At 57.6% G+C, this 22,602-nt stretch carries 17 protein-coding genes; 6 read left to right on the top strand and 11 right to left on the bottom strand.

What is annotated here, in order from left to right; translation table 11 throughout:
- The 4 genes from N826_RS46090 to N826_RS40860 all read left to right on the top strand — a co-directional run.
- Nucleotides 1–377, top strand: a 377-nt coding sequence (locus N826_RS46090; RefSeq protein ID WP_157599390.1) for an integrase core domain-containing protein, incomplete at its 5' end; no start/stop codon positions are given.
- A gap of 84 nt (nt 378–461) precedes the next feature.
- Complete coding sequence (locus N826_RS33000; RefSeq protein ID WP_147041288.1) at nt 462–764, top strand: hypothetical protein; 303 nt, start codon at nt 462–464, stop codon at nt 762–764.
- Nucleotides 765–1,022: 258 nt separating this feature from the next.
- A complete protein-coding gene (locus tag N826_RS43675; protein ID WP_157599389.1) occupies nt 1,023–1,181 on the top strand; it encodes a hypothetical protein in 159 nt (52 codons plus the stop codon).
- A 482-nt stretch (nt 1,182–1,663) separates the two neighbouring features.
- A complete protein-coding gene (locus N826_RS40860; protein WP_147041287.1) occupies nt 1,664–2,971 on the top strand; it encodes a serine hydrolase domain-containing protein in 1,308 nt (435 codons plus the stop codon).
- A gap of 45 nt (nt 2,972–3,016) precedes the next feature.
- Here N826_RS40860 and N826_RS32990 read toward each other — a convergent pair whose 3' ends face one another.
- Nucleotides 3,017–4,186: a diaminopropionate ammonia-lyase gene (locus tag N826_RS32990; protein ID WP_052832480.1), complete on the bottom strand. Its 1,170-nt coding sequence runs from the start codon at nt 4,184–4,186 to the stop codon at nt 3,017–3,019.
- Nucleotides 4,187–4,213: 27 nt separating this feature from the next.
- Complete coding sequence (locus N826_RS32985; protein WP_084721386.1) at nt 4,214–8,326, bottom strand: Pls/PosA family non-ribosomal peptide synthetase; 4,113 nt, start codon at nt 8,324–8,326, stop codon at nt 4,214–4,216.
- Nucleotides 8,327–10,164: 1,838 nt separating this feature from the next.
- Between N826_RS32985 and N826_RS32980 the strand changes: the two genes are divergently transcribed.
- Nucleotides 10,165–11,796 carry an ISL3 family transposase gene (locus tag N826_RS32980; RefSeq protein ID WP_157599388.1) on the top strand — a complete coding sequence of 544 codons (1,632 nt, stop codon included), beginning with the start codon at nt 10,165–10,167 and terminating at the stop codon, nt 11,794–11,796.
- A gap of 295 nt (nt 11,797–12,091) precedes the next feature.
- Here the strand turns inward: N826_RS32980 and N826_RS43670 are convergent, their stop codons facing one another.
- Together N826_RS43670 and N826_RS43665 are read right to left on the bottom strand one after the other, a co-directional pair.
- A complete protein-coding gene (locus tag N826_RS43670; RefSeq protein WP_052832476.1) occupies nt 12,092–13,954 on the bottom strand; it encodes a porin in 1,863 nt (620 codons plus the stop codon).
- A gap of 359 nt (nt 13,955–14,313) precedes the next feature.
- Complete coding sequence (locus N826_RS43665; RefSeq protein WP_147041173.1) at nt 14,314–14,760, bottom strand: hypothetical protein; 447 nt, start codon at nt 14,758–14,760, stop codon at nt 14,314–14,316.
- An 868-nt stretch (nt 14,761–15,628) separates the two neighbouring features.
- On the opposite strand from N826_RS43665, the gene N826_RS40845 reads away from it, so the two are divergent.
- Nucleotides 15,629–16,057 (top strand): c-type cytochrome, encoded by a 429-nt coding sequence (locus tag N826_RS40845; RefSeq protein WP_169789458.1) that lies wholly within the window; start codon nt 15,629–15,631, stop codon nt 16,055–16,057.
- A gap of 445 nt (nt 16,058–16,502) precedes the next feature.
- Here N826_RS40845 and N826_RS40840 read toward each other — a convergent pair whose 3' ends face one another.
- The 7 genes from N826_RS40840 to cueR form a co-directional block, all read right to left on the bottom strand.
- Nucleotides 16,503–17,546: an adenylate/guanylate cyclase domain-containing protein gene (locus N826_RS40840; RefSeq protein ID WP_052832471.1), complete on the bottom strand. Its 1,044-nt coding sequence runs from the start codon at nt 17,544–17,546 to the stop codon at nt 16,503–16,505.
- A gap of 71 nt (nt 17,547–17,617) precedes the next feature.
- Nucleotides 17,618–18,373, bottom strand: coding sequence for a copper resistance protein B (locus N826_RS32940; protein WP_044436097.1), 756 nt, complete (start codon nt 18,371–18,373; stop codon nt 17,618–17,620).
- Between the two features lie 14 nt (nt 18,374–18,387).
- Complete coding sequence (locus N826_RS32935) at nt 18,388–20,187, bottom strand: copper resistance system multicopper oxidase (protein WP_044436083.1); 1,800 nt, start codon at nt 20,185–20,187, stop codon at nt 18,388–18,390.
- An 11-nt stretch (nt 20,188–20,198) separates the two neighbouring features.
- Nucleotides 20,199–20,765 carry a cupredoxin domain-containing protein gene (locus N826_RS32930; RefSeq protein ID WP_044436082.1) on the bottom strand — a complete coding sequence of 189 codons (567 nt, stop codon included), beginning with the start codon at nt 20,763–20,765 and terminating at the stop codon, nt 20,199–20,201.
- 325 nt (nt 20,766–21,090) lie between these two features.
- The gene (locus N826_RS32925; protein ID WP_147041175.1) at nt 21,091–21,384 is read right to left on the bottom strand and encodes a hypothetical protein; all 294 of its coding nucleotides are present in this window, start codon (nt 21,382–21,384) and stop codon (nt 21,091–21,093) included.
- A 278-nt stretch (nt 21,385–21,662) separates the two neighbouring features.
- Complete coding sequence (gene copM / locus N826_RS32920; protein WP_044436080.1) at nt 21,663–22,040, bottom strand: CopM family metallochaperone; 378 nt, start codon at nt 22,038–22,040, stop codon at nt 21,663–21,665.
- Nucleotides 22,041–22,146: 106 nt separating this feature from the next.
- Nucleotides 22,147–22,596, bottom strand: coding sequence for a Cu(I)-responsive transcriptional regulator (gene cueR / locus N826_RS32915; protein ID WP_044436095.1), 450 nt, complete (start codon nt 22,594–22,596; stop codon nt 22,147–22,149).
- Nucleotides 22,597–22,602: the final 6 nt, after the last annotated feature.

Below are 22,602 nucleotides of genomic sequence, written 5' to 3'. Positions count from 1 at the left end.
GGTTCTGGGAGAGCGCGGGGCTGAGATGCCCCGCGCCACTCACCTACCTGCACGCCTACACTTCGGTCGCCGAAGCCAAGGCGGGCATTGGCGCCTGGCTGCACTTTTACAACGAGGAACGCCTTCATCAGGCGCACGGCTACCGGACGCCCCGGCAGATCTACGAAGAGCAATGCCCGTGGACATCGGGACGATCGGCTGCGCCGAACGGTTCCGCTTCCCCCGCTTCCCGAGCAAGATCGGAAAGCGGGGAAATGCTCACCTTCGCCCCCATGACCACCGGCATCAGCAACAACAAGGATTTGGAAATTGAAAACATAGCGGTTACCCTACGGTTCGCGCCGACACCGATGCCCGGCGTCGACACGGCGCAATGATCCCGCGGGACTCTCGCTTAACCCGCCACCCCAGTTGCCTCACCAGTGGGGTCCACCTCCGCGTATCAGGTTGGAGTGATCGACTTGGACGACCTCAAGCAACGCCGTGACCGCGTCGCCGATCATGGTCGGGCGTTACGTGAGCGACTGGGTGAGATCCAGCGCCAACACCGGGAGCGGGAGCAGGAAATTCGCCTGTTGGAAGGGCTGGAGGGGTTTTGCGCCAGCATCTGTGACGCTCTCAAGGAGCCGTCATTCGACACGAAACAGAAGATCCTTCGGCTGGTGGTTGACCGCATTCTTGTCGAAGACGACCGCTTGGTGATCAAGCACATCGTTCCGGTTGTGCCTTTTCGATTGCGACCAGGCTCACCTTCGCCCCCATGACCACCGGCATCAACAACAACAAGGATTTGGAAATTGAAAAAATAGCGGTTACCCTGCGGCTCGCGCCGACACCGATCCCCAGCATCGACACGGCGCAATGATCCTGCGGGACTCTCGCTTAACCCGCCACCCCAGTTGCCTCAACAATGGGGTCCATCTCAGTGTGCGCTTCGTGTGTAACTGCCCGTTTTGAAAGTGCAGCCAGTCTCATTGAGCGCGGGTGAAGGGTCACGTCTGTAGCTGTTTGGAAGGGCAGAGATGCCCATTCTGGAGGCCGCGATGTGGACACCCGAGGATCGAGCGCTGGTTGGAAACTATGGCTCCGGTCAGGCCCTGAGCGACGATCAGTACCGCCTGATCGAGCCGTTCATCCCTCGGCTGGTTCGGGCGATGGCGTCGCCTGTCCAAAGACTATGAGGAATTGCCAGAAGTCTCCGAAGCCATGGTCACCCTCGCAGCCATTCGCATGATGCTACAGCGCCTCGCCCACCCAAATCGAAAGCGCCTGCCACCTCCATGACTTTTAAAACGGGCAGTAAACTACCAGGCGCCGGGCGGTTATTCGCCCGCGCGGTGTTGACCGGGAGCAGAGTTCCGGATGCGGACACCGACCACACGTACTCAAGGAGAAGCGGATTCGCACGACCGGCGTGCCCGCCTCATCGTATCCTTCCTCCCACACCCGGCTGGTCTGGCCAGCCCCGCGGTTGTCAGAGGTGACAATAAGGCTGACAGTCTGTTCCATGAATGTGGACTCGCACAAGCTAACTGAATCGTGCATCGTATGTATGTGTCAACGCACCAGAGTATCCTCCTCATCGTCGCAATGCGTTGTCATAAGTCGTGGTAAATCCTATAATGAGGTTCATGACTGCCCTCGGATATAAGGAACCACTGAGTTGCGCAACGCCCTCATTCTGGCCAGTGTTCTGGGTGTATTTGGCTATACTCAACCAGGATATACTCAATCATATCCTCAGCAGTATCCATTGATCCTATCTGATTATAAATTGGCGGAATTTATACTTTTAAACGCACATGGTGGAACGGTAATGGACGACCGTAGCGCGAAACAGATAATAAAGATTGACAAGAAAGGACTTCATAGAAACGGCGATGATAATGATGACAGCTTAGCCGTTCCTCCATGTGCTACGAATGTCAGCGAAGAACTGCACCGTCTGGACGTCCCAGGCATGTCGGCAGTGATCGTCAAAAATGGCCGCGTAGCCTGTACGGCTGTTGCTGGAATGGCCAACATTGAAAAGAACCGGCCGGTCGAGCCTGATACCGTTTTCGCATGGGCCTCGGTCTCAAAGACGGTGACAGCAGCTGCGATCATGAAACTCGTCGAGAACGGCGCCTTCAAGTTGGACGATGACATCAACGCCTACCTGCCTTTTCCTGTTAGAATTCCTGCCTGTCCCGAGAAGCCGATCACGTTCCTGCATCTGCTGACCCACACGTCATCAATAGTGGAAAGCGAGTACGAGGGAGTCTACGCGGATCTCTACGTCAAAGGGGACTCTCCCGTGGCCCTGGGTGACTTCCTTAAGGACTATCTTGTGCCATCCGGAACCTACTACGACGGCGAGAACAACTTCAAAAGAACGTGTCCAGGCACCGTCTCTTCCTATTCCAACGTGGGTGTCGGGCTGCTCGGCTATCTGGTCGAGGTTGTAGCTGGCACTCCGTTCGAACTATACACTCGCGACCACATCTTCGCACCCCTCGGAATGAACGAGGCGGCGTGGAAGTTGTCCGGACTAAACGTTGAACACGTTGCAATGCCCTATTCCGGCGATCAATCATCCGGTTTCAAACCCTTGGGACATTTAGGCTTCCCTACGTTTCCTGATGGCTTGCTGCGCACCTCGGCACCTCAGCTCGCTCGATTCCTGCTCATGTTCATGCAGTTCGGTGAACTGGATGGGACGCGTGTTCTCTCGCAGGAATCTGTCACAAAAATGCGCCGTGTTTACTTTCCCAACCTCGACGATAGTCAAGGGCTCATCTGGTTCTACGACAGCTTTGGACCTCGCAAGCGGGTCATTGGCCACGACGGATCAGATCCTGGAACTAATTCCATGATGTATTTCGATCCAGAGGACGGGGCTGGCGTGCTCCTCGTTGCCAATGGGAGCTGGGAACGGGATCGGGCCGAAGCGCTTGTGGAGAAGCTGTTCAAGGAAGCGGATCAGTATTAGTGGTTTGCCACTGTTGAACTGCAGGATGGTACTGGATCAGTCGTTCTATAAAGCTGCTGTCAGATACATCTGGCCTTCGGAGAGTGATTCAGCATCCTGAGCGCACTCTGAGGCTGTCGCCGATTCGGTTGCAATCACGAGCAATCGAGCATCGGACAATAGTCCAAGGTGCTCCCGTACCGGGCCAGCAAACGGACCACCGAATGCGGCCAGGAGGCCAGCCATCCCTGCGGCTCCGCTGAGGCCGGTGCGAACATTGCAGGAGCGCAGTTCGGACACGGCGGTTGCTGCCCAGGAATCCTCAATGGCCAGGCAGCAGCTTACACCGGCCTGCAAGTTCACGAACGCAGTTAGGGATATTGTCCCGCATTGCAGAACGCTCATTGCGGATATGTCGCTTGCGGAGACTCCAACTGGTTCCCCGGCAGCAAGAGCCGTCATTACGCAAGCTGCAGTTTCCGGTTCCACCACGATTACATGTGGGGAGCGGCCCCGTCGGGTAAGCCGTGCCCAACTCGTGCTCGCCGATGCCAATCCGCCAACGCCCGCCTGGACCGATACCGCATCGATACGGTTGTCTCCGGACTCGGCAAGCTGCTGCTCGATCTCGGCGAAAGCCGTCGTGTACCCTGCCGTTACAAGCTGAGGTATGATGTCCGATGCGCCACGCGCGGTGTCGCTTATAAGCAGCGAGTTGGCACCTTGCGCGGCTTCCAGTGCGGCATCGACCGATGCGTCATAGACGCCGTCGATGATCCTCAGTTCGGCCCCTTCCGCCTCGATCGCTTGGCACCGAGCGAACGACACGAAGCTCGGCACGAAAATCCGGGCGTTCAGGCCGAACCATCGCGCCACACGCGCTACTGCGCGTCCGTGGTTGCCATCGGTTGCTGCAATCAGTGTCAGCGGACACAAGGGCGATGCCCATGCCTGCAAGCGTTCAAACGATAAAGGACCGTCCGGCATCGGTTCGAGCCGCTCACGAAGTGCCGCGTATGTCGCCCACGACGCTCCCAGGATCTTGAACGATGGCAGCCCAAATCGTGAAGTCTCGTCTTTGACGAAGATCTTCGCAACACCAAGAAGTTCGGCAAGTCGCGGCGCTTCCACGATCGGTGTTTCGCGGTAGCCGGGCAGCCGGCGATGGAAGTCTATGGGACGATCAGAGTTCCTGGTATCCAGCGCCTCGGTCGTTAGCCGCAATAGCACACGCATGACAGCTCACCCTAAAAATACTGTTGGTTAAGCCACTTCGGCGGGAACAAACGTTTGTGAGGTTAGACGATCTGCCACTTGTGCTGATTGATGATCTGCGTCGCGGGTCGCCCTGCCGGCAACCGATGTGGCAGGATTTCCCCGCCAAGTAGTGTCCGAATCCACAAGCTCTCCTTTCATTAGGAAGGAGTCTGGACTGAGCACGACGTAGTCTCCCATCACCACACCGTAGTGTACGTTGGATAAGACCCCCAAGGTGCATCCCCTCCCGATCTTCACGTAATCGGATTTGAAGACTCCTTCCTCGAGAGAATGCGGTTGGATCACGCAGCCTGCGTTCACATTCGTGTAATCGCCGATTTCGACCAAGGTATCCTCGTCGTAATCACCCCCATCATCGAATACCTTTCGGCCCAGCCGCACTCCCTGAAGCCTCGATATGACGTTCTTGAAGGGGGTGCCCACAAACAAGGGCGCCACGCGCCAGAGCCCATTCAACTTCCAATACCGCTCATGGAACCAGAAGTAGTCATCCAACAGCATTGACACAACCTTGGGCGTAAGTCTGCCAAATCTCAGAACGAGCCTTTCCACGAACCAGAACCAAAAAACGGAGACGAAGAAGGCAGCGTAGGCAGCGACGACGATTGCTCCGGTACCGAAACGAGAATGATACACAAAGCCAACGGTCAGGCAGAGCAACACGGAAAAAGATGTGAACCAGTTGTTGAGCAGATAAAGGATCGCCGTCACAAGATTGTAGCGATTCTTTTCCCGTAGCCGCTGCTGCCAGGTGGCATCGTCCATCTTGGCCATCCGCTTGTCTCGCTCCGTGGCGCGCGGTATCTCGAAACATGGAGATCCAAGTAGCCCGGTGTTCTCACGAACGGGACCGTCGATGGGCGTCAGGGCCTTGGTAGCAAGGAGAACATTGGTCCCCATTTTAGATTGGGGCGGGATGTGGACATAGTTTCCTAGATAATTTTGGTCACCCACCTTAACTAGACCAAGTTCGAAGGCAGTACTCGACATCGTCTCGTTCATCATTTTCAGTCCGCCGGACACCATTGTCCCGCTGCCGATGTCGCATAAAAAGGGATTGTCGTGTCTCTGGGTCATGCCGAAGTTGGAGCCAGTCTGTACGATCGTGTTGAGGTTCCAGCCAACCCACCGTTGATAGTAGACGATAGCGGAGCTGTCGCCGAAAAGGCGATTATAGAAGACTGAGTTGCTGAGCCGCGTGATCCATTCTTGAACGAAGTAGTGCACGCCGTAGAGGACGTAGCTCGTGTCAGGCCGCAGCGCCAGGTTCAAGACTCTCGGAACGACACCGATGGCAAGCAATCCGAAAACGACGCTGGCGAAGAAAAACAAGAAAGACACAATCAGCATGTCGTCTGTTAGGATCAGCAAGGACTGCACGGGAGTTTCGTAATCGAATTCGTGGAGGCCAACGTAACTATGGAAGTGGGGGAACAAGCTATACAGGATTAAGATTGGGATGGGTGTCAAAGCATATCCGACTACAAGTTGTGTAATGGCATAAGTCCAACGCCTTAGCGGCGTGCAGACCCTCGGCTCAACTGTGCAGTAGTTGGCCATGGTCTCCTGAGCCGGACAGCCATGATAGTGCTTGCCCTGCGGTACGCGCTGGCCATCGTGCAAAGACGATGCGTAGCCCAACTGCGTATTGTCCTCCATGGTCGTGTTGATATCTAGGACGCTGGCCTCTCCGACAAACGCGTTGGCCCCGATGTGGATGGGGCCCGTCTGAATGAAGTTCGACTGCGCCCTGTAGCCGGAAACGATCGAGTCTTTGCTTAGGATCGTATTAGCTCCAATTGAAATAAGATCGGTGCACACGGGTCGGCGCCTGGAGCGGATCACCGTATTTGCTCCAATCTTCGCGCCGAGAAGCCGCAGATAGAGATTGTAGAAGGGATCACCAAATCGAGCCATGGGTGCACTGGCAACAAGGCTTTTGACGACCCAGAAGCGGAAATACCGCAGGCTCCAGATTGGGATAGCTTCCTGCTTCCACTTACCGATCAGCAGCCATTTCGCCGCAATGGGAACGGCGCTGAACAGCAGGGAAACTCCAACCGCGAAAAGGACGACCCGCAGATATGTTTCGCCGAGATCCGGAAGTGCACCATACGACCAGTCTATCCCTGCGACAAAGATCCAGATGATGGCCACGCTCCAGACAACATATGATGCAAACTGCAGAGCGCCGCAGCCGTAATAGGAGAAATCTGACGGAAAGTAGACTTGCTCCCGATTCGACATCCGCTGCTGCTGGCCTGACGCCTCCCGCGGCAAGGAGTCGAGATGGCAGGCAAGCTGCTCAACTGTGGGGTTGAGGTAAATATCGCGCATGGACACTGTTGGAATATCGAGCTTTTTACGAAGCTCAGCGCTGAAACGGGCCATCAGCAGTGAATGGGCACCAAGATCCTGGAAGAAATTGTCCTCCACGGAAACGCGCTCGATATTCATGATAGCAGTGAGCGCGTCGGCGATTATCTGCTCGGCCTCCGTCCTTGGGGCGACAAACTTGCTGCTGGAGATGGAGAAGCGCGGTCCCTTCGGTGCCGGCAGACTCTTACGATCAGCCTTATTGTTCGCCGTCATCGGTATAAATGGAAGTTCTTCGAGGTAAGCTGGGACCATGTAAGCGGGCAAGTGTCGGCGTAGCGTCTCGGAGATTTCGTTTGGCGCCACCTCCGGAGCCCCTTGCTTGCGGGTATAATACGCTACGAGCTCCACTGCGCCAGGCTCAGACTCGTGAGGGTTGACGACGACCTGGGAGATCTGCGGCAGTTGCAACAGCACCGACTCGATTTCACCAAGCTCGACCCGATAGCCCCGAATCTTGACCTGGGTATCGATCCGACCGTGAAACTCCAGTTCACCGTCGTCACGGATGCAGCCATAATCGCCGGTGCGGTAAATGCGCTTCGAGGGGTTGTTCGGCAGGTTTAGGAAGTCGGGAATGAACTTTTGCTTCGTAAGGTCATCACGGTTGAGATACCCCACCGCAAGCCCGATGCCTGCAATGCCGATTTCACCGATCGCACCGTCCGCAACGACTTCGTCCTTGTGCTCATCGAGAATCACAGTTGTGTAAGTCGGTAGCGGTTTTCCAATAGTCACTGGACTATCTGGAACAAGTCTCCGCAAAGTTGAACTTACTGAGCACTCGGTTGGTCCGTAGGCATTCAAAATGCTGCGGCCTGGACGATGCCATCGAACCACAAGATTGTGAGGAACCGATTCGCCGGAAAGCAGCACAATTCGGACGTCCGGCAGATCCTGTTCGAGCGTTGCCCACAAGGTAGGGACGCAGGGAAGTACGGTCACCCGCTGCTTCAGCAGGAACTCGTGCAACTCATTGCCAAAGAGAGTGGATCCCGACTTTCCAGCGATGAGGGTAGCGCCGGCGATCAGCGGAACCCAAAGGCTTTCGACATGGAAATCGAAGGCCAGTGTCATCCCTTGATAGCAGCGGTCACCTTCATCAATTCCATAAACCTCGCCCGCGACCTTAACGAAATTGCAGATGCCCGCGTGGTCGATCGCTACGCCCTTGGGCTTACCCGTCGTGCCGGACGTGTAGATGATGTAGAAGAGCTGATCGCTCAGCGCGCCTTTCTCGTGATCATCGAGGCGCGCCATTGATTCTTCGGTAATCTGCTGTTCCGCACTGTCGAGAAATATCTGCTTAACATCGAACTCGGCGAGCTTTGGGCGGAATCGCGAAACCGAGATGATCGCTGTGATACCGGCATCGCCCAAAATGAAGCCGATCCGTTCTGTGGGAAAGCTGGCGTCGAACGGGACATAGGCGGCGCCGATTTTCAGCACTGCCAGGAGGGCTACGTAGGGGTGAATCGAGTTATCGAATAGGAGGCCAATCCGATCACCTGCCTTCAAGCCCTGGTCGAGCAAATACCGCGCCGTCTGATTGGCTCGATTGTCAAGATCGTGGAATGTGAGGGCGACATCCTCGGTGACGACCGCCAATCGATCTAAAGGCATTCGGTCACAGCGATGCTCAAAGAGATATTCGAGACGTTCATTCTCAGTCCAGCGAATAGTGTTATCGAATTCCTCGCAAAAAAGAACGCTATTAAACATTCAAGGGACCCTTCTTGTAATTACCCAGGATAGTGAGGTATGATTCGGAATATTCCGGGTTTTCGTCCATGAGTTTAGGAAGCTCAGTCGGAGGGGGATGAGGTCCCGACGTGCAATAAAGCAGCTGCTACTCATCAGCAACCCTGCCTGCCGAGACTTTCTTTGCCTCAGCGTCGCACAATCGAGCTTCGTTTGCATAGTACTCACGCAGTTGGTCTGATATATGGCCACTCCTCATCTTATTCCGATATCCGTCAGCCATTTCCTGCCAGTGCAGAGCGCTATACTGCGAGCGCTTTGATGCTACCTCTTGGTAGGCGTCGCGGGAGTGCTGCAGGCGGTCCTGCGGGATGCGGTGCTCGGGCACGTTGTTTTGCGTCAGCCGTAGTCGGCTCCACCATGCAGATAGCGTTTGCAAAATCGAAGGATCTTCTGGAAGTGTCATCATCTCCATCCGTCCAATCTGTTAGTTGTCGAACATAATGGTTGGAACGTTGCTCTGATACTTGCTAAAGTTGCGGTATGTCCGAGAACCGTATTTTTTTCAGATTTCGGAAACGTTGCCTGCGAACCCAGTTAGCTGAAGCCCAGCCAGATAATTGTACCTTCCCTCTCTTATTGATTGGTACATGTAGACAAACGAGCTTTAAGCTATAATCGAATAAGATATACCCATGAAACAAAATTAATGGTGAGCCAACGCACAATCCAAAAGAAAAAAGAAATTCTCTGGCATACACATAAACATACCAAATTAGATTAAGTCTGCTTTCTGAAAATACCCAAATTTCTCTATAAGTTTACCACCTAGCGGCTTTGGGACACATCCATGTTAGGCTATTGAGTCAACTCACTTTTCATGGCGTAACAAAATTACCCTTAGTGGCTTTTTGTATCAACTATCATTTAGTTGAATAATCTTTTAGGCAATAGGGGAGTCTTATGAACACGTATGTCATAGGCAAACCATCAGGAGAGAAGCTGAACATGTCTCGCTAGGGAAGTAATCTTACAATGGATTTCTACATGTAATTGTTCGATCAGCACATAAATTTAGTTTCGCATGATCCTATATTATGTGCTTAACGCTATTCCATTATCAGATTGATTATATCGTCAGATGGTAATTAATATACATATTGGTTCTAGGAGCAAAAATATCGCACTGTATGTTATATTCGTTTCCTAGTTTGATACAAACAGGGATAGTAAATAGGAGCTTTGACTTTTCATGAGTTACAAATGACACTGATCAAATCATTGAGAAAGCAGAATGATAAATAATTTCAGGGAGAAAGCTACCGGAGCAACGCTGCATTCCGATTAATCGTAGGAAACTGCTACACCATTTATCCGTGTTTGTAGCAAGCAGCCTGTCCTGCTTATGTTGATAGGAAGCAACGAAGGGGGCATCGTTTTGGCCGAACGACAAGTGTGGAGGGAGGACCATGACGGGTACAGCGAAGTTTTTCGTGTTCGATACATTGAAGACGAAGCATGTCGTAGACCTTGAGCGTTTATTATGCAAGCTGACAGAACGATACAGCAAGGTGCATTTCTGCTACGTTCGATGCGGAACGTCTCGGCAGTGAGAGGTCGAAAAGCTACGGCCTGTATCAGCAGCTTTGCGATCTCGAGCATGTCTACGAGGGGGGTAGCGCCAGCGTTGATCCAACGATGTCTAGGCAATGGGGTCAAAGACCAGGTTCTTCGTTCTTTTGGGTGCACGTCTCATGGTTGAGTGAATTGATCAAGCTATCAATCAGCTGGGTCTGATGCCATGGTGCGTTCGGCGTCTTATATGAAGATAGCATCTTCAACAACGACGCTGACTTTTATTGATCACCCTCGACCCTTCAGAGTTCTTCCCAAGTCTACACATCATTGATCGGATCGATCCTCAAAGCCCCCGTTTGACATTTCGAGTACAACTGGACCATGAGGACGCTTCCTGTCCGGCCTGCGGTGTTCGGTCGGCGCGGGTTCACAGCCACTACTGGCGCAGCCTCGGCGACGTTCCCTGTCTGGGGCGGCGGCTTATTCTGCTGGTGCGCATCCGCCGCTTCCGCTGTGTAAACTCCGTCTGCCGCCAGCGGACCTTCGCCGAACGTCCCGATGCAATAGCCCGGCCCAGGGCTCGCCACACCGATCGTCTTCGCACCCTGCACCACGCCGTCGCTCTGGCACTGGGCGGCAATGCCGGAGCGCGCATGGCGGGCACGATGGCGATCCCGGTCGGCGCCACGACCCTGCTGCGCCGCATCCGTGAAGCGCCGCTGGAGGCCCTGCCGCCGACCCGTGTGCTGGGTGTTGATGACTGGGCCTGGCGTAAGGGCCAGCGTTACGGCACGATCCTGTGCGACCTGGAGCGTGACCGGGTCATCGATCTGCTTCCGGACCGAAAGGCTGAGACCCTGGCCACTTGGCTGAAGGACCATCCGTCCGTCGGGATTGTCGTGCGCGATCGTGCCGGCGCCTATGCCGACGGAGCCCGCCAGGGAGCACCACAGGCCATCCAGGTGGCGGATCGGTGGCATCTTCTGCGCAACAGCGGCGACGCACTTCGCGGTCTGCTCGACCACCATCATCGTGATCTGACCGAAGCCGCCCGGATCGCTGCCGTCACGGTCGAACCAGCCGCCAACGACAACGCACCCGGCGCGACGGGTGATCGCGACGTCGAACCGCCGGTCACCAAAGCCGAACGTCGGTCGCTGAACGCCAGGCATCAAAGGGAAGCCCGCTTCAAGGAAGCCGTTCGCCTGCGCGCACAGGGTATGACCATGCGCGGCATTGCCCAGGCTCTCGGGATCGGTCGCAGGACGGTGCGACGCTGGCTGCAAGCCGGCCATGCCCCGACCTGGCGGCATGCCGACCGCGGCCGCAGCAGTCTCGATCCGTTCCGCGACTATCTGGAGGCGCGTTGGGCCGCGGGATACCGCAACGGAACCGGCCTGTGGCGGGAAATCCGCGAGCGTGGTTTTGCCGGGCAATCCGGGATCGTCCGGCAATGGGCGGCTCGACGGCGCCGTCAGGATCCGTCCGCGGACCTGACCACACCGACTAACCCGCCCAAAGCCCAGCCGCCGACCGCGCGCAAGGCAGCGCGCCTGCTGATGAGCGAGCCGGACAAGCTGGATGAGGGTGACCGCCGGTTCGTGACGGCGCTGCTCGAACTGGCGCCGCCGGTCGCCCAGGCGGTCGAGCTGACCAAAGCATTCTCGACCATGATCAGGAACGGCCTGGCCGACCAGCTGGACGGCTGGATCTCAGCCGCTGAGACTCGCGGCTTCAGGGGCTTCGCCCGGAGTCTGCGTCAGGATCACGATGCCGTACATGCTGCCATGACACTGTCCTGGAGCACCGGTCCGGTCGAAGGACAGATCAATCGGTTGAAGGCCATCAAGCGTTCCATGTACGGACGTGCCGGCTTCGACCTTCTGCGCCACAGAGTGCTCACCACCGCATAGGAGAAAATCCAGCCATCAACTTCTCCCAAAAGCTGTGCACACAAAAGAACGAAGAACCCAAGACCAAGCGTCATCTGCTCCACCGCGGCCGCGCGGATCCCAAGGTTGTTCATGGCGGCAGCAGAGATCATGACGATGCCCCTATTCTCAACCTTGGCCGGGTTCCCGTAGATGCGGACTATCTCTATGCCATCAACGACCTGCCGGGCTTGCTGCTCTTGTGATCCGAGATTATCGGGTCCCACCAGTACAGGTTGCGTAAATCTGTATCGGCCGTCAGTGACAGTTCTCCTGATCAGAAACTAAGCTGGAGACCAAGCAGGAAGACTTCCGCCTTGTTCACATTCTCGGAGCTCCTGAAGTTCACCTTGGAATGGACGTAGTCAGCCTGAAGAGATAGACCGGGAGCCAGAACGTAGTTAATACCGATCCCTGCAGCCCATGAGTGATCGCCGTTCACGTCCTCCACCCAGGCATACTGGGCACCGATGCCGAACGGACCGGCTTCGTAGATCGCGCCGACGTTCCACTGCCAGTCTATGTCATTGTAGCCATCGAACTTTCCGAAGCCGCCGCCTATGGTGAAGTCGGAGATAGCGATCTGGATACCCGCCATCCAGGCAGTGAAGTCCTTGATGCCTTCGCCATATCCATTGCCGTTCGTGACCGAAGCGCTACCGGTAAACGCAACGGTCTCGAACTCCTTCTGATAGTTCACCGCGAAGGTAGTGACGTCCTTGTGTCCGCTTTCCGGTTCTTCTGACTCTTCCTCCCCAGGATCTTCCTCCTCAGGCTCTTCAACAACGGGCGTTTCGGGCTCAGGCTGCTCTACGGGAGGAACTTCAGGATCTGGCTCCTCGGTTCCCGGCTCATCGGGAGTGCCGGGTTCGTCAGGAGTATCCGGCTCATCGGGGCCGTCAGGTTCATCAGGAGTGTCTGGCTCATCGGTATCCGGTTCTTCGTCGGTGTCGTCGTCCTCATCAGCGCCTTCACCGTCACCCTCTTCATCTTCACCGTCGTCACCCTCCTCGTCTTCACCGTCGTCATCATCCTCGTCACTATCCTCGTCATCCTCGACAAGCTGGCTAACCTGCACCGGAGCAGCCGCTGCGGCGCGGATTGTGCCCCCGAGGCTGAGGGGTGATGACTGAACGGAGGTTTGGGAAACAGCACTTCCCGAAGACAGGCTCTGCGAGGCCGGGAGAGTGGAGGCGGATGTGGTGGAAATCCTTCCAGGCCTCAAACTTACAACCGACTGGCCACTGTCGGATAGATAAGGGCTATAGGATATGCCGGCCTGAAAGCCTCCGATCCTCGGCGTGTAGTAGTTGATCTTGGTTGAAGTTCCGGTATCAGGGTAGAAAGGATAGTAGTCATCCAGGCTCAGCCGCGAAAAGCTGCCGTAATCACCATCGATCTGACCGATCCCAACACTTGGGGCATAGACCAGCAACCCCCCGGCCACGACATCATCTGTATCGCCGAACTCCAAGCGCCCCCAAGGGCCACCCAGATAAACATATGCTTCATCGAAGGTTGTATCCCCAGTGGATTCAAAGCCGGTTTCAGTCTGAAACAGAACTTTCAGGCCATATAGCAGCCCATTGTCGGCTTTGCCGCGAACATTGAGCTCTATATCAGTCTCGTTGCTGAACTGAACTCCGCTCGTGCGGTCTCCCATGACCCCGGCCTGCAAAGTCGCTGTACCGCTAATTGTGGCGTTGAGGGTACCGGGAATGGTCGGGAAGGAATCATCCTCCTCGTCTTCATCTCCTTCCTCCTCCTCCTCGTCATCCTCCTCATCACCATCTACCGCGATGTCATCCTCATCGTCAGTAGCAGAGCCGGAGTCAGGGTCGGCAGTGGTACTCTCGTCGTCCTGGACGTCACCTTGATCGGGATCGTCGCCTCCATCTTCTTCGCCCTCGTCTACGCCTTCGCCACCACCTTCCTCGTCATCCTCTCCATCGTCCTCTTCGTCACTCTCAGCAGGAGCGACCTGCGCTACGGCGATAAGCCGGTCACCGGCTCCATGATCGGATTCGAAACCGGCACCGGTATCTGTACTGGTGTGACGGGATGCCGGACGAGCTTCAATGGGCGGTGCAAGCATCATGCAGGCGATCGCCGCCGTTGTGGTAAGCAGCACCTGTCTCATGAGATGCCCGGTTGCGAACAGGCTGACATAGATTTGCTGTGGCTAAGCCTGTAAAGGAAGAAGATGATGCGGAAAAGGAACAGGCGATGATCATAGCCTGCCACCATGTGCTTGATGCCCAGGTAAATGCACGGCAGCAGATAGATGCCCCTGATTTCCTGAATGTAGCCTTTATCCTCTTCCGCAACGGCGTGGGCGTTGGTGTCAGAACTGAATGCCGTAGGGAGAATAAGACTAAGTAGCGTCAGACGATCTAGTCTGTGCCGCGCAAGACGCGGCCACGGCCAGCCCTTTCGAGAAGGTCCATACATGGATGATGCCCGATGTCCGTTGATGAAATGGAGTCCAAAGACTTTCAGTCAGACAGCGAACAGCGGCCGCGGCGGACGATCCATCCGAGAAGCTGGGGCCCAATAAAGCGAGAACCGGTATAACAGCTGCCAATCCGGCGCCGGCTCATGTTCGGCCATGCACAGGATGGGAGCAGGGCCTGGGGTGTCGTGCGAGTGATCTGCCGGGTTATGCCGGTGATTGTGGCCTGGCTCCCACTCATCGGACACTTCTTCGTCATCGAAATGGGTGTGTTCGGCAGTGGCACCCTCGGAAAGAGGACTGTGTTGCCCAACTTCCGAGAGCTGGGGCTTCAGGGAATCATGCGACAAGGAAAGGATATTCGAGACGGGCAGCGCGCCGAGGGCCATCGCTAACACGATGACCAACCTGATGCCTGCCGTGAGTGTCCATCGCAACATGATGAGCATTTGGTAGAAAAATACCGATAATTGGCAAAGCGGAATACGCTTCAAAGGGTATATCCTCATTGGTGGCGGTAGATGGAGAACTGCTTACCATTTTCGATATCAGCAGGTTCCTCGCTCTACCATTGCCAGCGGCGGCATTGTCTTCATTCAGAAGATATCGACACTTGCCAATCCGCCCTACGCAAGGGAAGATTTCCCACTGTCCGCAGGAGACCGCGCATGTTCCAAGCCCTTGCCTTCAGTGCCACCCTCGCATTTACCATGCTTGGCCTATCAGACGCCGCGTCCGCGCAAAAGGCACACACCGCAGCAGCCTTATGCTCATCTGCACTCCCGCCCCGTTAAGGCGCTTTCCGACCAGCAGATCGCCGATCTGCGCGCTGGCCGGGGCAATGGTTACGCGCTTCCAGCCGAGTGGAATGGTTATCCTGGTCCCTCGCATACCTTGGAGAACGCTGACGCCCTCATGCTCAGCCCGGTTCAACGCGCGCTAAAGCCCTGTTCGATGCCATGAAGGCCGAGGCCATACCCTTGGGTGAATACCTGATCCAGCAGGAAGCCAAGTTGGAACGGCTATTCGCCGAGCAGGCAGCCACGCCTGCGAACCTCGTGAAGGCGACAGGCGCTATCGGGGTGACACAGGGTGAGCTGCGAGCCGCTCATCTCCGGTATTACCTCGCAATGATAGAGGTGCTGACGCCGGAGCAAGTCCAACGTTATAGGGAGGTTCGGGGTCATGGCGGGCATGGACAGAAGGGGCACACCGATCACGGTTGCTGACTTGGCGATCTGATTATCCACTCACATGGAATGAAAACGCGGGTTATACGTCTTCATTGCAGTGCTCCTCAGGTTCAGCGAGAAATCCGCCATGTTACTGCTGTCAAGCCCATCCCGCCGTCGGGTCGCCGCGATGTCTCTGGCCTTCCTCCTGGCGGCCAGCGCAGCGGCTGCCCACGAGGGTGCGACCGGGGTGGTGGCGCAGCGGATGGACATCATGAAGCAGATGGGCCAGCACATGAAGACCTTGGGCACCATGCTGACGGGCAAGACAGCTTTCGACCAAGGGACTGCACAACGTCTCGCCGAAACCATGCACCAACACTGCGAGCATGTTGCACACATGTTTCCGCCTGGCAGCGACGGCCACCACACCGAGGCCACTCCCGCCGTTTGGACTAACCGGGCGGAATTCGACGCCAGCATGCGTCGCTTGGATGCCGCCGTCGAGGAGCTTATGGCCGCGGCCGCCTCAGGCGACAAGGTGCAGTTGGTGGCAAAATTCAAGGCTGTTGGGCAGGAGTGTTCCGGCTGTCACGACACCTTCCGCCAAAAGAAATGACGGCCATCAACCGCTTGGCAATCATCGCACTCTGCCGTCGCATCCGAACGCGAAATCAGTCAGGGGTTTGACTTTTCGGGCTACGATGACGGCAGTGGACTAGGGAAACGAATGCCGTTGAATATGCATTGACCTTCCATCGGCGGGAAGGCGCACAGTGGGACCAGATGCTGTGTGAAGGGGGCGGATATGCCGTGTCTGGAAGCCAGGATCGTGGCAGCCTTCAAGCAGGCCATGGAGGAGGGACGGACGGACGTCGCAGAGCACCTCCTGTGCGCCCTGGAGACGCTCTGCCCTGACGCGATGCCCGATTCCACGCTTGCTGCTACGTACCTGACAATTGGCGTGAAACGCGCGCATCGCTCTTGATATGTCCGACGCGCCTGGCGCCATTCTTTCCGTTTCGGCGTAACGCTTCCGGTCCCCCCTCGGGCATTGGCCCCCATCACAAAGCCAGGTCCGATTTGCCGCGCATCGCGACGGATATGGGCTCCACACGTAGATCCAAACGGAAGACTTCCATCGGCTGTGCCTTGCCGCGCACGTGGAGCAAACCGAGCGAGGTGGCTGTCATTTCGGGTGGCAAACGCAGCCGGTCGAGCACGGAACGGCTGGCCAAGAGACCGACCCCGCGGGTCCGGGCCAGTTGTTCCAACCGGGCAGCCGTGTTCACTGTATCGCCCAAGAAAGCGATCTTCCGCTTAAGCTCTCCGACCTCACCCGCCACCACGGGGCCGAGATGCAGGCCAGCCCGAAAGGTGACCGCGTAGCCATACGTCCGACGAAACGCCGTCTGACGGGCTGCCAATCTCTGCGAGAGCAGAGGGAAGAAGTCTAAGGCGGTTACGGCGTTCCCGTCGAGCGGCCAGGTCACGATGACTTCGTCGCCGATATAATCATGCACCTCGCCACCGCAATCGTGTGCCGCCTGGCCGACCATGCGGAAGAAATCGTCCAGATAAGCGTGGAACTTGAGATCGCCGATCTGCTCGGCGATGGTGGTCGAGTGACAAATATCAAGGAAGAGAAAGAGACGCTCCTCGCGCCGGGGCTGGCGATACCGCCCAATGAGAAAGTTAAACAGCACCCCAGGACCGAGAAGCTGGTTCACGGCGAACAGGATATTAACCACAATGGCTGCGAGCATTGCCATCACGACCGTTTCGCGGTGGGCGAAGAGATCGGCGAGGGGTGGGGCGTCGGAATGATGTGTCAGGCGCGCGCCAATCCCGGTGCCGAGCAGGATCCAAGCCGTGTATGCGGCAGACTTGATCAGGACGAGCCAGCCAAACGGCCACCGGCGTGTTGCCGAAACAACCAGCCAGCGGCGAAGATGAGTCTCATACAGGGCAAGCGGCAGGCCGATGACCGCGGCCACAATGAGGGCGTTGACGGCACCCTCAACGGGTGACGGGTCCGTCAGCGCCCCATACAGTGCCGCCAGAAGCAGGCCGCCGACGACGAGGCATGCGAAGTATTGCAAGGCCAATTCTTTTGACGTTCTCCTCTGTGCAAGGGGAAAGACGTCGGGGCGGCCACCGCAATGACCGCCCCGGTGCCTCAGAACCAGAAGCGAACGCCAGCGACGAAGGATACATCGCTGGCGTCCTCGCCATGGTCGCGGGCGATGTCCGCCGTCTCGCCGAGCTTGCGCTCCCAGTGCACCCCGATGTACGGGGCGAATTCCCGGACGACCTCGTAGCGCAGGCGCAGGCCAAGCTCGATGTCGTTAAAGCCCGGGCCGATATGGAGTTCCTCTACTCGCTGTGCCGAGACGTTCACCTCAGCCACCGGCTGGAGGATGAGCTTCTGCGTGATCAGGAGGTCATACTCCGCCTCCAGGCGGGCGCTGAAATCGCCATCCTCACTGACGAACAGCTGGGCAGTCACGTCGAAGAAGTAAGGCGCCACCCCCTGGAATCCGATCACGCCGTAGGTCGTCTGCGGCTGCGGCCGCACGTCGTGCCGAATGCCAATCTGCGCATCCCAGAATTCGGATGTCATGCGGCTGTAGAGAAGCTGGAACTCAGCTTCCTCCACCTCCCCATCGACAGGCTTGCTGCCCTCGGCGTTGAACCAGATCTTGTTGGTGTCCCCGCCGACCCAACCCTGAACGTCCCAGTCGATCGAATTCTCGCCGTCCCGCCAGCGGTGCTCGAACCGGTCGATGAGAAGCGTCCCAAGGATCGGCGGCTCCTCGTGGAACTGTTCGACCTGATGCTCCTCGGCAGCTCGAGCTGAGCCCACTGAAAGTGACACCACGATGGCCCCTGCCATGAGCGTGGCCCTTTGCAGGCTCTTTGTCGTTGTTCGCATCTGTCGCTCCTGCATCAGAGGCTTGCCGTGCGGGGTTCGACGATGAAGCGAGTCATCATGCCCGAGGCCATGTGATAGAGCAGATGGCAGTGGAAGGGCCACTCGCCGGGCTCGTTGGCGGTCAGTTGCACCGTAGTGGCCTGGCCTGGCGGGACGAGCACGACATGCTTTTTGGGCATCCGATCTGTCTGGCCGTTCTCCAGCTCCACGAACATCCCGTGCAGGTGCATCGGGTGGGCCATCATGGTCGTGTTCACGAACCGGATGCGGACACGGTCACCGTAGGCTACCCGGATTGGGGTTCCTTCTTCGAACTTCTGGCCGTTGATGGTCCAGATGTACCGCGCCATCATGCCCGTCAGCTGGACCTCGATCTCCTGGGTGGGCTCACGCAGATCCGTGGTCTTGGAAAGGGCCTTCAGGTCCGCGTAGGAGAGGGCCTTGGCCCCAGGCGGTGTGCCGGCGTCGCCCCAACCCATTGCCTGTTCCTTGCTACCCGTTGCATCCTGCTTCATGCCCGGCATGGCGCTGTGGTCCATACCAGGCATATTGCTGTGATCCATGCCTTCCATTGAGCCATGATCCATGCCGGGCATGCTGCCGTGGTCCATGCCTGCCATGGAGCCCTGTTCCATACCAGGCATGTTGCTATGGTCCATACCAGGCATGTTGCCGTGATCCATACCCGCCATCGAACCATGGTCCATGCCAGGGGCCATCGCCATGTCGGCCATCGTCAGGTTGGCGCGGGGGCGCCGCTCGGGGATCTCGCCTTCCATCCCTTCGCGGGTCGCGAGTGTGCCCCGGGCGTAACCGGTGCGGTCAATGGATTCGGCGAAGAAGGTGAAAGGATTGTCTTCCGTGGGCATGACGATGACGTCGTAGGTTTCCCCAACGCCAAAGCGGAACTCGTCGACCTTCACCGGTACCACGTTCTGGCCATCGGCCGAGACCACGGTCATCGGCAGTCCAGGGATGCGGACGTCGAAGATCGACATCGCCGACCCGTTGATGATCCGCAGCCGCACGCGCTCGCCAGGGTTATAGACAGCAGTCCAGTTATCCCGCGGCCCCTTGCCATTGACCAGGAACTGGTACCCGGTCACATCGGCGAGGTCGGTGGCATCCATGCGCATCTCGCCCCAGGCGAGGCGATCATTGATCGTGGCCCCCAAGCCGTCGCGCTGGGCGTCTCGGAAGAAGTCGACCAGGGTGCGCTTGTTGTTGTTGTAGTAGCCCTCACTGACCTTGAGCTTGCGCAGGACGTTCTCAGGGTTCTCCGGCGTGTGGTCGGAAAGCAGGACTACGTAGTCACGGTCGGCCCGGACGGGATCACGCCCGGCGGGCTCGATCACGATGGCGCCGTACATTCCTTCCTGCTCCTGCGAGGCGGAGTGGCTGTGGTACCAGTAGGTGCCCGCCTGGCGCAGCTTGAAGCGGTAGGTGTAGGTCTCGCCTGGACCAATCGGCACGAAACCGTTGAACCCGGGAGCCCCATCCATGATGCCCTGGAGCAGCAGCCCGTGCCAATGAATGGAGGTTCCCTCATCCAGCCGGTTGGTCACGTGGATGACCACCTCCTGCCCCTCGCGCCACCGCAGCGTGGGCGCTGGTATCGAACCGCCGATGGAGATGGCGCCACTGGTTTCACCGTCGATGGTAATGCGGGTCCGTTCGACTGCCAAGTTGAGCGACTGGTCTGCGGCCGCGAAGACGCGGCGCCCAGGATAGACCGTGATGATGCCCGCCAAGCCCGCCGCTCCGGCGAGCTTAAGGGCGTCGCGGCGGGAAAGGCCGTGCCGTGCAGTGTGCATGTGCCCTTCCTTCAACGCTTGAACTCGACCTTGCCGACCATCCCGGACTCGTAGTGGCCGGGTATGTTGCAGGCGAACTCTAGAGCGGTGTCCTTGGTGAATTTCCAGGTCAGTTCCTTAGTCTGACTGGGCTCGACAAGGACGCTGTTCGGGTCATCATGTTTCATCTCGGCCATTCCCATTTTGGAATGGTCCATACCGCTCATGTTCTTGTTGATACCTGTCGGCGTCAGCATGCCGTGCTCCATCATCATGGCCATTTCCTTCTGATGGGAGGCGTGCATGGTGGCCGTGCCGATATTGAATTCGTGCAGGAACTCGCCCTGGTTCTTGAGAACGAAGCGGATCGTCTCCCCGGCTTTGACCGGGATGGTCTCTGGCTCATAGAAATTATCGCCCATCACGACCTGGACAGTGCGTGTCTTGGCGGTTGCCTTGGCGGGTTCGCCGATCGCAGCGGTCTCGTGTTTGTGACCGGCTTCGCCAGGGGCGGCGAAAGCCAGGCCCGGCGCGACGAGGAGGCCGGTGGCGGTCAGCAGGGTGGCAGCGGTGTAGAAGGTGCGGGCGTTTAGACGCATGTCGGGTGTCCTCTATTTCTGGCCTCGCCAAGGCGGGCAGAAGCCAGGAACGCTGCGGCTTCCAGCCAAGCATGGCCGGAGCGGCAAGGAATGGATTTGAAGAGTGCAGCGACCGAACAGCCTCGAGCTCAAAGCAACGCGGGAGAAGGCCGGCGAGCCCGTCAGGTGCGAACGCGGAATGGCGTGCGCAGCTGGGACGTCGCGGGATCAGCTATTCCCGGTAAGAGCCCTCGATTTGGATCGATGCGCTGGCTGCAGCGCGTCCCGCCAACGGGGAGGAGCGCCACAAAGCCTCAAGCCCGCATTCTCACGCGAGTCAGCGGCTTCAGGCCGCGGCTTTGGGCGGGCGGCGCAGAGGGGAGACGGAGCGGTCGCGGAGCCTGTCATCGGTGCCGAGCTGCACGCGCGTCGGGTTCTGCGCGAGGGGCATGACCTGAAGATCTGCCGATTCCAGGGCCGATACACCACCGCAGACCATCACGCAACATCCCTGGTGGGGGAGCTTGGAGTCGTCCTCGTGGTCGCCCTGGTGCTGGTGATCGCCATGGCCTTGGTGCCCCGGCTGCTCGTCGCAGTCGGTCGCAGCATCGTCGCCCAGCGACATTTCGTGGTGGGACATGGCGGCCATCGCGGCATTGGGCATGGCCAAGCCCCCCCAACCGAGGAGGAGCCCAACCAACACAGCTGCCAGAAAGCGAATGAGGCGCATGCCTGCTGTCAATTCCATGTCCATGGGCCACTGCCCGAACGCCACACTGTAATGCATCAGTCAGAACGGTTGCAAGAGCGCTTGGTCTTCGTTGGGTGGCATCGTTACCTCGTCACTAGGCGGGAGGGTGTGCCCGTCCCATGAACCGGATATACGGCAAGCGATAATAACGCCTTTGGCGCCTTGAATTAGCGTTGCACTGGGTGGCGCTCGAGCCAGGTGCTCAACTCCTTGATTTCCTTAGACTGGTCTGCGACGACCTTTTCGGCCATCTTCTTCATCTCTGGATCCTTACCGTATTGAATCTCCACTTTTGCCATGTCAACGGCAGCTTGGTGATGTAACCGCATCATCGACGCGAAGTCATGGTCGGCGTCGCCGGTCATCGGCTGAGACATCATGGCTTTGTTCATGTTTTCCATGGACTGCATGTAGGCCCGCGATGCCGGCGTGTTCGGCATATCGTGCTGCATTCCCTGGGACTGCTGTGCCATGACCGGAGCCGCAGCGAGAGCGACCGACAACGCCAATGGCAAGGTAAAACGCTGCAGGAACTTTGATAACATGAACGGAATTCTCCTTAAATGTGATCAACCGAGCGGCACCGACCATGGATGCGCTACACTGGTACCCTGACCTGCGTCTATGGGTTCCCGCAACGGACGATAGGGTTCAGTCTGCACCCACCGCGCCTTGGGATGGACGGCGGCCATGACCGAAAGCATTCCGCGAACCAACGCTTTCCAGGTCTCGCAAGATCGGGCAATCCGGCCGATGGTCACCGTGACAGGCATCGGCAAGTTCTTGGAGCGTGTCGCTCATTGCCTGCATCTCAGCGATTTTGGCCTCCAGTTCGGCGACATGTTCGAGGGCGATCCTCTTGACCTCGGCGCTTTCCCGGCCCTTGTCCTGCCACAGGCCGACGAGATGCTGGATGTGCTCCAGGCTGAAGCCCAAAGTGCGAGCCCGCTTCACAAAGCGCAGGATGTTCACCTCGTGAGGCGTATAAACCCGGTATCCCGAGACGGTCCGGGCCGCCTCGGGAATCAGCCTGATCCCTTCGTAGTACCGGATGAGCTTGGCGTTGACGCCAGACGCCTTGGCCGCCTGCCCGATGTTCATGACCAT

This window comes from Skermanella aerolata KACC 11604 (assembly GCF_000936425.1).
Classification (GTDB): Bacteria; Pseudomonadota; Alphaproteobacteria; order Azospirillales; family Azospirillaceae; genus Skermanella; species Skermanella aerolata.
Note: the sequence above shows the minus strand (reverse complement) of the source record. Positions and strands in the feature narration are given on the sequence as shown.